At 35.0% G+C, this 13,542-nt stretch carries 9 protein-coding genes; all 9 read right to left on the reverse strand.

Annotated elements, in window-relative coordinates:
• Position 1 precedes the first annotated feature (1 nt).
• A complete protein-coding gene (locus tag A2003_RS11345; RefSeq protein ID WP_286687381.1) occupies positions 2-2,116 on the reverse strand; it encodes an AIPR family protein in 2,115 nt (704 codons plus the stop codon).
• Complete coding sequence (locus A2003_RS11350) at positions 2,113-3,102, reverse strand: PD-(D/E)XK motif protein (protein ID WP_286687382.1); 990 nt, start codon at positions 3,100-3,102, stop codon at positions 2,113-2,115. Before A2003_RS11350 ends, A2003_RS11345 begins: the two co-directional genes overlap by 4 nt.
• On the reverse strand, positions 3,102-5,801 hold the full coding sequence (locus tag A2003_RS11355) for a Z1 domain-containing protein (RefSeq protein ID WP_286687383.1): 2,700 nt from the start codon (positions 5,799-5,801) through the stop codon (positions 3,102-3,104). The genes A2003_RS11350 and A2003_RS11355 overlap by 1 nt, the downstream gene beginning before the upstream one ends.
• The gene (locus tag A2003_RS11360) at positions 5,794-7,263 is read right to left on the reverse strand and encodes an ATP-binding protein (protein WP_286687384.1); all 1,470 of its coding nucleotides are present in this window, start codon (positions 7,261-7,263) and stop codon (positions 5,794-5,796) included. The genes A2003_RS11355 and A2003_RS11360 overlap by 8 nt, the downstream gene beginning before the upstream one ends.
• A gap of 276 nt (positions 7,264-7,539) precedes the next feature.
• Positions 7,540-8,826, reverse strand: a complete 1,287-nt coding sequence (locus tag A2003_RS11365; protein WP_286687385.1) for an LlaJI family restriction endonuclease — start codon at positions 8,824-8,826, stop codon at positions 7,540-7,542.
• Positions 8,826-10,274 carry an AAA family ATPase gene (locus A2003_RS11370; protein WP_286687386.1) on the reverse strand — a complete coding sequence of 483 codons (1,449 nt, stop codon included), beginning with the start codon at positions 10,272-10,274 and terminating at the stop codon, positions 8,826-8,828. Before A2003_RS11370 ends, A2003_RS11365 begins: the two co-directional genes overlap by 1 nt.
• Before the next feature lie 63 nt (positions 10,275-10,337).
• Positions 10,338-11,576, reverse strand: coding sequence for a DNA cytosine methyltransferase (locus A2003_RS11375; protein WP_286687387.1), 1,239 nt, complete (start codon positions 11,574-11,576; stop codon positions 10,338-10,340).
• Positions 11,577-12,146: 570 nt separating this feature from the next.
• A complete protein-coding gene (locus A2003_RS11380; protein ID WP_286687388.1) occupies positions 12,147-12,377 on the reverse strand; it encodes a helix-turn-helix transcriptional regulator in 231 nt (76 codons plus the stop codon).
• Between the two features lie 96 nt (positions 12,378-12,473).
• Complete coding sequence (locus A2003_RS11385; RefSeq protein WP_286687389.1) at positions 12,474-13,376, reverse strand: recombination directionality factor; 903 nt, start codon at positions 13,374-13,376, stop codon at positions 12,474-12,476.
• Between the last annotated feature and the right edge of the window lie 166 nt (positions 13,377-13,542).

Below are 13,542 nucleotides of genomic sequence, written 5' to 3' on the forward strand. Positions count from 1 at the left end.
ATTACCAATCCAATAATGACTCTTTTTCATTAGAACTATTCAGCTCAAATTCCTCTTGATAAGTTGTCAATATCCTCTCTAAGACAAAACATTGCTTCGCAGAAAGATTCTGTTTCCCTATTGCTGCTGTTTTTAGAATACCTTTATCCTTAAAGCTCAGATCATGTTCTTTATTCAAGTAATGCAATAGATTTTTCCAGTAATACTTATCTATAGCATTGATCTTATTCTGCACTGAGATGGAATCAGTCAACTGCTGTTTTATTTTTGCTTCCTCTGCATGATCTTCAGCGCTGTTGCTATCCAATAATTCATTTAAAAAATCCTTGTTAAAACATTGATTCAGGCTTGATGATTCTGCCAAAATCGTTCCCCAACAAGCATCTTTTTTTGCCCACTCTGAAATATTGTTAGTAGTTTTGGCCTGATTAGGGTTGACTAAAATTTGATTAATTCTTCGGGTCAATTCAACTAATGTACTTTGAAGTGCTGCAGATAGTTCCTGTTCTTTCCAAAATTTCAGATAATCAAAAATCTTATTATTAGTTTTTAAATAATGTGATAAATAAGCTATAGTATAAATCACGATATTGGCACGATATCCATTGGTGTACCACGGTTGTGCTGCAACGAGCTTTTCAGTCTGTTTAAAGATGATGGCCCTTACTACAATTTTTTTAAAGTAATACTCATTGACTTCACCTTGTATCTCCATAGTTTTCCAGTTTTTAGCAATATACTCGGAGAATTTGGTGAAGTTTTTTTGTGCCCCCATATTCACCCATTTGGGTTCAGAGCTATCCCAAACCATCATATATTTCGCCAAATCAGTTTTTGTGAATAATTGAGTTTTTGGATACTTGATTCTTAATAATACCTTATTGCCATTAGATAACATTTCATTGTATTGGCCGCGTGAACGCTCATAGAACCAACTAGACTCACGTAAGGCATTCTTAGCTGGTGGTGCCCACATTTTCCGTGACAGTTCTTCAATTTTTACATGGTAAGGATGATTGGCCGATAAATCTGAAAGATTTACTTTATTTTGGGTATTAGCATATTGGGAAATACATGGTACTAATTTTTCACTTTGTTCAAGTGAAACTTTAGTCAACTTCATTTGTACAAAGATGTTGGATAAATCTGCTTTATCTTTAATTTTTGCTTTCGCTAATGATGCTGTTGTTTGACCACCGTTTACTATCTGTAAATCAACCACTTTTGAGATATAAGTACGACCATCCTTAATTAAAACTTCGACATCAGATGCAGTTGCGGTAATCCCATTATTATAGGAAAAAAAATATTCAGGCTCTTTCAAAATTGTATTTCGGATGCCTTTGTTGACTCCTCCTTTCGCCTGCAGGAAACTACGGACATTCTGTTCTAGCAATCTTGCGCCATAATCATTATAAATATCGGCCAACATATCGCCTGGACAGATCACTAAGTATGAAGGCAAGGCTGCATCACCAAGATGGGCAGGCAAACACTCCAAATTCTGCTCATAACGATCAATTAGGTCAATTTCCAGTGCTTCTCTACTAAGACTAGAAGATTTCAATTTATAGAGGCGTGAAATATCCCATAAATGATATTTGATGTTGATCCCTTCAAACTCTTCACGCTGTAATTCCTTAGTGGACTTACTCGATATTTCCCGCTCACTAAAAAAGAATAAGTTAACTTCTTCAATTTTATCCTTATAGACATCAATATAGTCTGCCAAGCGATAAACTTCAGTGGACGGATCTAACTTACTGCTGAAATCATGACTGTAAGATTCTTTAAAAAACTTTAATAGGCGTCTAAACCAGGTACTTAATTCAGTATGGGTCAAGGTTTCCAATTCAATTCGTTGGTCATAATCCGTTACGATCAAGTTGAGTGTGATAGATTCAGTATTTTCATTAGCATCAATATTAAAACCATGAACATATGCCCCAACATGTTTCGGATTTTCGCAGAATTCAAAATCATTTAAATCACCGATCTCAATCAGTTCTTTTACAACTTCTCCAACAAAGGCTTCGAGACTGAACATATTGAATGCTGCAGCTGATGCTGCAACATCCTTTTGTAAACCCTTAAAAAAATCCTGTAATTCACTCATAGTGCTGCTCCAATTTTTTGCACTAGATGTTCTGATTTGTAGAAATCAATCATATTAAGATCTAACTCATAGCTGACATTTAAAATGCCATTGGGAATCAAACCTGAATACAATCGTGGAAAGTCATTGGTAACTGTATAATCATTTGAATGACGAATGATGTAATGATCATTATCATAGTAATGGTCAGGAATATAATGCGACTCCAGCAGCTTATATTCAAATATAGTTAGCAATTCAGCATCATTGAGTTGAGTCAACTTGTCTTTTAAGCTAGACACCATCATATTCAAGTTTATTTTATCAGGCGCATTTTCAGGTGCCTCCAAAACAGCTACTACATGCAGGTATAGCTCAGAAAGATTGGTTTCAAGTTGATGCAATGATGAAATTTTGACACTACGTTTATCTATACTACTGATTGATTTAACTTCGACAGCAAGATCCTTAAAAATAAAGTCATGCTGTAAGCGTTCCGGGCCATGCCATGAATACAGAATCTGTTCTGCTGAATTTGGATATTCAGTTAGTAATACTTCCAAGAAACACATTTCAGCTAAGAGCCCACGAATTTGTTCTGAGCTTAATTTCCCATATGTACTGTATGAAATAAATTTTTTCCAGTTTTTCAACTTCAGTAAAAAAGCTTCGACAATTAGTTTTTCATCATCGGTCTGTTGCAAATCCTTCAACACAAACTGAATAAACTGATCAAAGTACTCGATCAGCTGAACATCCTCCAACTTGAATTGCAAAGCAAAACCACAGGATAGCTCTCTATAATCTGAACTGACTGCTCCAACCTCAACATAATGCTTGTTAAATAATTGGCGTAAATCCTGTTGATGCTGCACAAGAATGGAGAAGCTATTACCATAGTCGCGTGCGATAAAAATATCAGCTTTTAAATTTTCACCAATTCGACGGGTGGTAAAGGAATTTTTTTCAGGAGCACTAAGTTCATTCCATTTAAGTAATGTCCCCATTATTCTTCCTCCTCAAAATCCGCTTCTACTTTAGATTCCACATAAATACGATTGGCAAAAATCTGAACTGCTTGATCAGAATCACCATATGGGAAACTTAAACTCAAGGCAGGATGGCCCAAATCTTGGGCTTCATCCCAATATAATCTTTCCTCAGCACGAGTTTCATCTTCTTGCAAAGACAACTCCACCAAATAAATAATGATTAAGGGTTTTTGTCGTACCTTTCGATATTCTTTAGCAGTTTCCTTTTCAAGCTTTGAGATTTGTTCGTCAGTTAAGCCAATACGTTCATCCATATTGGACCCCAAACGGAGCTTGTTTAACATGTAGTTCATATTGTCAGTTATGGTGACTTTGTTACGTTCTACTGCACGAATATCGTTGAATGTATTCAACACTAAACCTTTGATATGCTTTGTTCGGAACATAACGTCCATTGTTGGGTATTTATATTGTATCGCCACCAAATATCTAGTAGCAGCTTCCATCAGCTCCTGACTTGGAGGTACTCTTTGGTCTGCACCAAACTGATATTCAGCTAATAAATCAATAACATCCTCCACATCCACATCTCGGAAGAATGCTCCAGTTTGATATTTTTCAACCTGATAATTTGTATGAACGTTTTCCCAAAATTTTGTGAGTAACTGATAGTTTTTTGCGTGTATGTTTGGATCCTGATGGAATGAGGTTTGTTCCTTGAGTTCACCACTGAAACTGTAGCTCAGTTTAATTTCTTCAGCCGTTTTCATTTTATTACGGGCAGTAATCATCAAGCCTGTATTGCTGGCTTTGACATATAGACCAAAATCTTTTGGTGTTTTTTTTAGCTGGTTCATTTCTGCAATCTGTCGACGTACATCATCGGCCGCCATGGTAATATGTTCGTACCAGGAATAAGCCTCATCAGTCATGTAAATTCGGCACAAATCTTCATATTGTGGACGATAACCAAACCAACGCCCCATTTGTAACAAAGTGTCATACATTTGGGTACTACGGTAAAAATAGCTGACAGTCAAACCTTCAATGGTCAGACCACGTGAAAGACTGAAACCACCAATAGCGATGACCATTAAGCCACGATTTCCATGTGCAGCGTAATCTAATGAATCTTGAGAAGTGCTATTTACCACGCATGTTTTGAACACGTAGTCCTTTTCAGAATCATCAAACATTTTTCTCAATTCTGTAGTAATCTTCTCCCACTGAATCACTTTTTCATCAAGATCTTTCGTACCTGAATAAAACTTATTAAAAGTGTGATGCAATAAAGAAATATATTCATAATTTAAAGCATCGGGCATAGCAGAGAAACTAAGTACTTGATCACTTAGCTCCGACAGATAATCCAAGACTTTATTTTTCAACTGAACCTGTACATCGACAAACGTGGAGACATTAATCAGCATTGAACAATGTTCATTAGCATCATGACGTAAATTGCGAATACATTTAGCAAGCATAAAACAGCAAATAGCTTCCTTCAAAGAATCAGGAATTCTTCTGATTGTAAAGGTTTTCTTATGTTTTAGCGGAAGATGCTGACCTATTTCTTTTGGAGCCAATGGTACATGAATATATCTATAATCTTCGTTCAGGAAAATCTTTCTAGCACCAAAATAGTTAGTAGGTGCATCCAAATTATAGATAAAATCTTTTGGGAATAAATCTTCCTCACATTCACAATACGATTGCGGATCAATAAAGATATTAGCAAATGGCGTAGCTGTATAACCAACATAACTTGCCTGATTAAAGCATTTCAAAATAGTTCGGATGTAAAAATTGGTTTGGGTTGGATCCAAATCAGAATTTCTAGTATTAATAGAAGCGTTATCTGCCTCGTCATCAATCATCACCATCGGCACATTGATACGACCATTCGACTTTGCCCCTTTCATATTGAAATTGACTAACCAATTATGCAAGCTACGCAAAGTCGATACGTTTTTCTTAATAACCAAAATCACAGGTTTATTAAAATTACTGATTTCAGTCGCAAACGTATCTGCCTGGTTTTTATTAAAGTCCTGATCCACAGTCGTAAATGATGCAGGATGTGGAAACTCACCATCAAATTGTACTGCCACACCAATCGGTGTTTTTTTTCTATCCTTGCCACTCACTCGTCCCACAAACCCTTCATCGATGCGCTGTTGTGTCTGTGAACGCAAGTTATTATGAATTCCTGCAATTACAATAATGAATTTATAGCCTGCATCTGCAGCCTTGGTCAGTAAGGATAAATAGTTACTGGTTTTACCAGATTGTACATCTCCAATCACTAATCCTCTGCGTTGGAATTTATAATTTTCACGTCTTGGATTGCCTAGTAGACTTAAAATACTGTCATTCACACGTGAGATTGACTTTACCACCCCAGGTGGCATACCTTTATCACGCAAATAACGTTCATAAGATGTACTATATATTTTTTCTTCGTGTGTAATCTGTTTAATCCAGTCCTGATCGTGTTCAGCCTCAGCACTGATGACCGAGATACCTAGCTCCATACTGCAATTCACTTTAGACTCTACATAGCGAATAATGGCATCTAAATCCCCCTCGTATTCTGAAAACATCGCCGCCATTTTGACAGTTTTTTGAATATGCTCAATTTTAAAAGGCGCTTCCTGTGTGGAGCATTTAATAATTGCTGTTTGCGCCACGTTATGTTGAATTGTATTAAGCATAATATTCTTCTACCCACTGATCTAAATTTTTAAGATATTGACTAAATAAACCACAAGCTATTGCGGCTTCTTTTAAAATTGCTTTATCTAAGTTTTTCGCTTCCATATATTCAGCAAATTCTCTGAATTTCTCTTGTATTTGTTTTTTTTCATATTCAGCATGTTGACTGACCTGTTTGGGATTTACCGCCATGTCCGCATAAATACTCTGAATTGGTAAGCTACTTTGAATGACTTCAATTAATGCTTGAAAATGTTTGCTCTGCTCTGTCGACATTGTATTTAACAAAGTCGTATAAAGAGGAAATTCAGTGTTAACTCGGTAATTAATACTCTCCCCTGAATATCGACTCCATGCAGATTGATTGTTTTCAAGAGATTTGTTTACCCGCTTAGTTGACATTCTTACACTTGTGTTGGAAATTTTACCCACAATCTGTTTTAACCGCTGAAGAACAGCTAAAGGTGGAGTAGCCTTGGATTTCTTGATATCAATTGTCCATAAATGATCAATAGCTTTATCAAAATTAATCTCTACACGAGCATATTTTGTGTTTTCAGATTTCGGAATAATTCTGAACCAATCCCCCCATACCATCAGCCGGTCGTTACGATAAACATATCCCCCCTGACAATTAAGTAAATCACTGCGCATTTTTAAAGTCTCATATTCCTGTGAAGTCATATTGGTAAAGTGAGGTAATGCATAGGCTTGCATTGTGACTTCAGAATCATTAATAGAGACTTTTTCCGATCCAATGATCTGCGTAAATTTATTGGATAGACAAAAAGGATTGAAGGGATGAATTTCGTGATTATTCAATGTGATTTTTATTTTTCTTATTTTGGCATTTCCTTCAATAAACTTATGAAATACCAATCCAAGATGATCTCTGAGCTTAGTAAGCAAATGTGCAAAATAGCGGTTAGTTTCTACCTCATTATTTGTAAATTCTATTCGATCTATATGATCCCAAACCACAATCGTACCGTGGTAGGCAATTTTTTCCAAATAGGTTGCATCCAATTGAAACTCTATAGGATCGATAATTTTCAATAGCCACTGATCATTTTCAATCACATAATCTAAATCCCACTGAGCAGCACATATTTGCCCATTTTTTGAAGAGATGACAGTAAGTTTTCTCGCTTGGGAAAAGGAGGCTGTTTTCAAACCAAGACCAAATCGGCCAAGGTCCTCTTCTAAGCGAGTTTCTGTTGGTGATTTTGCAGCAAATCTTAAAGCCTGATATAACTCATCGGCGGTCATACCTTGACCATTATCAACAATCAAGAATCGAGGAGCTGGTTTTACTGTAAATATTAGATCAATCTGAGTTGCCGCTGCAGCTATACTGTTATCAATAATATCAGCAACGGCTGTATCTAATGTGTACCCTATATCTCGCATAGATTGCAAAATGGATGCGGCACTAGGCACTAGAATTTTTGTATTATTCATAGGTTTTAAATTTTGAACTTAATACGATAGAGTTTAAAAATAAGCATTATGTTTTACAATGTAATTAATCTTTATTTAATAAAATTATTAGTTCTATTTTATAAATAATTTTTCTTCATCTCCAAATTAAAAAATCAGCAATTAAACTGAATCAACATATCTCATTTTAGATTATACACAAATACTAAAAATCAAGGGAATAAACACCAATCACAGAAAGGATCAGTGTTTGATGTATGGAAAAACTTACTTTAATTTTCTTATATTTTAGATAAATTACCTATCTAAGTCGTGCCAAATATAAGATTTTTCATTTCTTAAGAACTTTTCAATCACATACACAGGATCTAAATATAAGCACTCAATAGGCGCAAAGTCTGCCACCAAATTTTTTAACTCTTCAATATCTTTAGATTCATGTCTATAACTCATTTGAATCTTAGATAAATAAGGCTCTTTACCAGGAAAAATAAAAATGTTTTTGATTGCTTCAGGTTCAATATCAGGATAAATAAGTTTTACAGCTTTGACATAGAAAAACTGTTTAACCAAATCTGACCATCCTGGCGCATTTCCAGGATTAGTAGCTAAATAATACTTACTATCTATCACCCAGCAACGGCTTTCATCTTTGATGAATAGATCTATACGCATACCTTTTTCGACTGAGTCATAAAAATTTTTAGTCGGGTCTGAAAAATGATATTGAGGTATAGGTAGTAAAGAATTGATTTTGGGATCGACCCCATGAAATATATTTTTAAGTAAGAACTCCCAAACATAATGAAATTTTCGAATCCCAATCACAATATTATTTGAACCAGACTCCTGTACTCTTTCTAAATATCGAATAAGAAGCTGTAAGGTCCTAACCTCAAGAGAAACAAATGTTGAATGTAATCTCTGCTTTAGGAAATGAATTTTTTGATCTAACCCCATTTGATTGAGTAAAACTTTTTCGAATAATTGGTCTTCTGATACAAAGCTAAATCGTTCATCTAACCAAGAAAATTTCTCTAATATCTCCAATATAATTTCACAATGAATGCTTGAAATTAGATCATCCTGATATACAGAAATTGGGTATTTTTGAGGATTTAAATATAATGGAACATCATTTGTTGTAAAAAAGGGAAACTCTCTCTTAACTGTTTTAGACCAATTAGTTCTACCCCTTTCACTATAGCTATTTGTTTTAAACCGTAATATTCCTACATTAAAATATAGATCAATTATTTCAAAAATGTCAGTTAAAGAAATTTCTTCAATAATATCGCCCAACTCTTCTTCATCGTAAGCCAATAGACTCGAATCAATTGACATCTTATAAGAGTAAATAGTTTTTATTAAATTTCCAATTAATTGAATATTTAGAGAAGATGATTTTGCTGGACAAAAACAGTATGTACAGCCATCAAATATGATGACTCCACAAAATGCTATTTTCATTCCTTTATCGACAACATCAACGCCCCCAAGTGATTTTAATTTATCAACCACGAGCTCAGGAATTCTTTTTAGATCAACAAATTGCTTGTCTTCAAAATACTGATATTCCATCATTACTTTTCTGTCGTATCAATGTCATCAACATCTTTTTGGGATTTTAGAACTTCTATAAACTTTTCAGAGAATATGGGACCTCCATTTGAATAAATTTGATGCAACTGCCCATATCCATGAATTTCTCGCTTAAATATTTCATCATTTTGATTCTTATATTTAAGAGCATCATCCCATAGATATGAACAAATTTTACCAATGAAAGTTTGCCCAGCTATATCTTCTTTGAGATCACTATCTTTGATAAACCATGGACCGATGAACTTATCTTCTACTACTTTTAGCTGCACTAAAACAGTATTAATAGCTTGAGCTAAAGTCTTCCACTCTACACTCGGCAAATTGGCATCATTTATAGGGATAAATCCATTTGCACACTCAGTAAAATCAAGCGGCAAATACTCAAAAATCCAACGTCTTTTGAATGCTGTATCTAGAGGAAAAACAGCCTGATCACTACTATTCATCGTTGCAATAATTGATAAATTATTAGGTATGATCAATTGACGCTTTGATATGAATTCATGTGCTTCTAAACCAGGTACACTTTTTAAAGAATCATATAAATCCTCATCCTGTATCAGGATAGGATACTCACTTTTGCCTTCATCATCCCTATCTAATAGCTGGAAAACTTCTCCAAAAACTGCAGCAGTATTTGCTCTATTAAGCTCTTCAATGACTAAAAAGTAGCGGGTTTTTGGATTTAGAATTGCTTTCTCAAGGATTTGAATAAATGGACCTTTTCTATAACTATAAGTTATATTTCCACTCGAATCTTTGTGCGGTTTTAAACAACCAATAAAATCCGAATATTGAGTTTCTGGATGAAAGACTGTTCGAATATAATTTTCACCTACTATCTTACTAACAGATGCACTTTTTCCTGCTCCTGGAGCCCCATAGATTATTTTATTAATACCTTTTTCAACTATGGTTTCTTCATCAACTGGCTTACTAGATTGATGAAAATCAACATCCAGTGTGAATAAGAACTTATTTTTTTCTTCTTTGGTAATTGTTAATACTGACAGATACGGCAAAGAAATTCTGCGAACTAAATCATTAAAGATGTCTCCTGATTCAGACCTAATATAATAACGTTTGCCATCATCAAAATCAGTTAAATTAAAAACAATTTCTTCAGATAAAACTAATACTTCATTAAAAATTGAATCCCAATATTCTTGAGATACTTCTTTATATTTGTTAATAAATTGATAACAGAACTCAAATTTTTCTTTTAATAAAAACTCTATTAGATTCACTTTTCTGAAATAATAGATATTTTCATCAGTAAAGTTATCAAAAAAAGTCTTAAACTCCTCTCTATTCTCAGCAGACCCGATATGAAATTTAGCTTCACCTGAACCTTTTGTTTTTAAAAGTTTGATTTTTCGATGAACAAAACTATCAACTAATGGTCGAGAAATATTTCTAAGTGTCATATTAGATTAGGTGAGAATAAAATTTTAATTTATCCTACACCTAATCCATTAAAAAATAAAAGGCTATATCGCCAACGCTAGTTGTTTTTTATCTTCTTTGCTAGACCAATCAACAACTAGGTTTATCTGTTTAACAATATTCATCAGCACATCTACCACAATTGAGTTACCAGCTTGTCGATAAGCTTGTGTATCAGATACAACTATCTTGAAACTGTCACAAAAACCCATGAGTCTTAAACATTCTCTTGGTGTTAATTTTCGGATACGACCATGTGTAGTAACGTAATTATCAACACCTGCTCGATGCATTTTTGTCATTGTTGCTAATAACGGGCGAGCTATCTCTAAATCGATTTTGGGACGGGTATAAAAACCTTTTGTACCTGTAGCCATCACATAATTTACAAGTTTCTCTGAAAGAAAATACTTCTCGTCTATTGGGTTTGGTAATTCTTCAAAAATAAAATCACCGTGCCAATTAAATTGCTGATTTGCTTTTTGACATAAACCAATCGAGCCATTAATCTGTGTATATTGTTTATTTAAGTTTTTTGTACTAATAACAAAATCAATGCCTTTATCCCCTAAATAATATTTTTCAGGCGTATTTTCTAGTAAGAAATTCTGCATTGTCTTAGTCAAAGGCTGTGCCTTAGGGAATTCAAAATCGACTGAATGATCAAGGAAGCCAACAACAAATAATCGTTCTCGGTTTTGAGGAATTCCATAGTTTTTAGAGTTTAGAACTTGCGAATACCATTTATAACCAAGATCACTGAATACATTTTGCATGATAGCCCAAGTGTTACCATCATCGTGACTCAAAACACCTTTAACATTTTCATATATAAAAACTTTAGGTCTTATCTCGCTCACTAAACGCGCAAACTCATAAAAGAGAGTCCCTCGTGTATCTTCGAAACCTCCCCGCTTCCCTACCATTGAGAATGATTGACAAGGACTTCCCCCAACAAACAGATCAATTTCATTTCTATATTGGTAACCATCCATAAAACGAACATCATAATGAAAATGCTCAGATGGGATTCCATAATTCGCTAAATAACTCTCTTCAACAAAATTCTTCTTTTTCTTACGCTTATAAAGATCATCAATATATTTTTTTTTCTCTCTAAAATTTATTAGTTTAGTGAGATGTTCATCTATTTCACTACGTTTCAAATCCAATTCAATGTTTCCATTATCGCATGCAAATGAGATTTCATGCGGAATAGATAAGCGTTCTAGAGCATGCTCAATAGCCCCAATACCACTGAAAACTGTACCTAATTTCAACATAGAAAACACTTCAAATTTGATTTTAAAAATACTGTATACCAGACCCAGATATTTGTGTCCAGATGTAAATTCAACTTTAATGTAAACAAAGTTATTTATCTTTAGTAAATTTTTCAACTAGTAAAAAAATGAAATAAAAAATTTCCATTATTTACGGCTAGCTAACAGAACATCAGTCATCTCGATATGTACCTATCTCTGTAAATTGTTAATAAATCTATGTTTAGCCGAGATAATGACATCATTTGATTTCACGCTATCATGCAAAGGAAATCGAAGTAATAGATTTTGGGGAATTGTTTTGTTGGGTATTTTAAGCTCGTAAGTTCAATAACAATTAGCTATAGACATGAAAGATTCATGCAGCAGTCGCATTGCCACTATCTTTATCAAGATCTCCATCTTAGCAGTTTGCACAAAATGGTTGATATAAACTCTCCGTTTCTACCCTAATTGTAGATTCAAAGAATTCCAATACATTTGTATCGTAATAATCTAAAGTTTGCTTCATTTTTTCCACAATTAATTTTTCTTAATTCTATCAAAAAAATAAGGGAGCAAAAGCTCCCATTACTCTCGTTCTTCCATCTTAGACTCAATCCACTGATGAATCTCCCAAGCCGACCAACCAATACGCATTTCGGTTAACCGCACAGGTTGAGGAAATGTAGGATCGTAATATTTCGATTCCTTGTTGATCATCTCATAGATCTTTGATCGGCTTAGGGCAGTAAACTCAACAACATGTTTGATGTTAATAATTTGATTCATCTGAAAAGTTTGACCTGTAAACGCATTCATGATGTTTAACTCCTAATCATTGATGCGAGCGGTAATTGCTCAAATGATAGGTCTCCTGAATAAAAAATTACTTGATCCAATCTGATCCAATGCTGTCTAATTCAAAGCCTGCACCGACTGCTGCAATCCTTTCTGAATGTCCTGAACATGAGTTAAATCATTAGGTTGCTGACCCTTCTCTGAATTCGCTTCATCCATATAGAACTCTTCAACAATATCTAGCCCCTCTTCGCCTCCTACCTCAAAGCTGGCATTGCTATAACCCTGCCGCGCTACTTGATCTAATGTCTCCTGATAAAACCCTGCTGCCTTACTTTGTTCACTGATTTGCTTAGCATTGCTAATCGCTTCTTGTAAGTTGATACCCTCCCTTAAAGTCAAATCCACGTAATAGATCGGAGTTCGGTAGCTTTGCGTGGTGCTCTTGCCTCTGAGAGTGAGTTGCAATGGTAAACATGAAAGTAAGTCACCTGAAGCCGAGCTGTAATAACGTAATCGTGCTGCCAAAGTTCGAATACTATTAAAGCCTGTGGTTCTAAATATGAAGGTACCAAACTCATCGGATTCATCTAAATTGACGTAAAGTCTGCCATAAGGCTTACACAGTCCGCCTTGTGCCAATGGACATAAATCAGGGGATGGACATGGATGTTGTTCAATCCCGTTTTGTCCTAATCTTTGGCAAGTTTCTCCATTGCCTGAGCAGATTAAGCGTCCTGTTTGGCGGTCAAATAGGCTGTACTCTGCCCGTAGGTTCAGTTCAGGATCGTTAAAGATCATCCGTACTGGAATACTTCTAAGCTTTTGGTTTTGATTCGGTGCCTTAGCGCGTAGCTGTTCATCGAGTGGATGTTTGACCCATCCGTCTTTCCCTTGAATTTGGCTGGTAATGGTAAATTGATCGTCCTTTTCAGGGACGCGTTTGCCGTTCTTTTCCACAATCTTACCAATACTGATACGACCAAGAACAGGTGGTGTAATTGCGAGACCTTTAATCATGTTGATGTCCTCTTATATCGATGTTGAAGTAATGTTTAGATTTTGGGCATAAAAAAATCCCATATCTGTTGAGGTATGGGATCGGGTTATTTGATGTAGCTTTGGTGATTGATACGTTGTTGGGAAATAAATGCTGGAATGTGTAGCTGCCCTATCCACCATTTGG

It is taken from the genome of Acinetobacter sp. GWC1_38_13 (assembly GCF_001767535.1).
GTDB classification, from domain to species: Bacteria; Pseudomonadota; Gammaproteobacteria; order Pseudomonadales; family Moraxellaceae; genus Acinetobacter; species Acinetobacter junii.

Coding starts and splice junctions, on each gene's coding strand:
- A2003_RS11345 (WP_286687381.1), bottom strand. CDS start 2,116: ATGAGTGAATTACAGGATTTTTTTAAGGGTTTACAAAAGGATGTTGCA.
- A2003_RS11350 (WP_286687382.1), bottom strand. CDS start 3,102: ATGGGGACATTACTTAAATGGAATGAACTTAGTGCTCCTGAAAAAAAT.
- A2003_RS11355 (WP_286687383.1), bottom strand. CDS start 5,801: ATGCTTAATACAATTCAACATAACGTGGCGCAAACAGCAATTATTAAA.
- A2003_RS11360 (WP_286687384.1), bottom strand. CDS start 7,263: ATGAATAATACAAAAATTCTAGTGCCTAGTGCCGCATCCATTTTGCAA.
- A2003_RS11365 (WP_286687385.1), bottom strand. CDS start 8,826: ATGATGGAATATCAGTATTTTGAAGACAAGCAATTTGTTGATCTAAAA.
- A2003_RS11370 (WP_286687386.1), bottom strand. CDS start 10,274: ATGACACTTAGAAATATTTCTCGACCATTAGTTGATAGTTTTGTTCAT.
- A2003_RS11375 (WP_286687387.1), bottom strand. CDS start 11,576: ATGTTGAAATTAGGTACAGTTTTCAGTGGTATTGGGGCTATTGAGCAT.
- A2003_RS11380 (WP_286687388.1), bottom strand. CDS start 12,377: ATGAATGCGTTTACAGGTCAAACTTTTCAGATGAATCAAATTATTAAC.
- A2003_RS11385 (WP_286687389.1), bottom strand. CDS start 13,376: ATGATTAAAGGTCTCGCAATTACACCACCTGTTCTTGGTCGTATCAGT.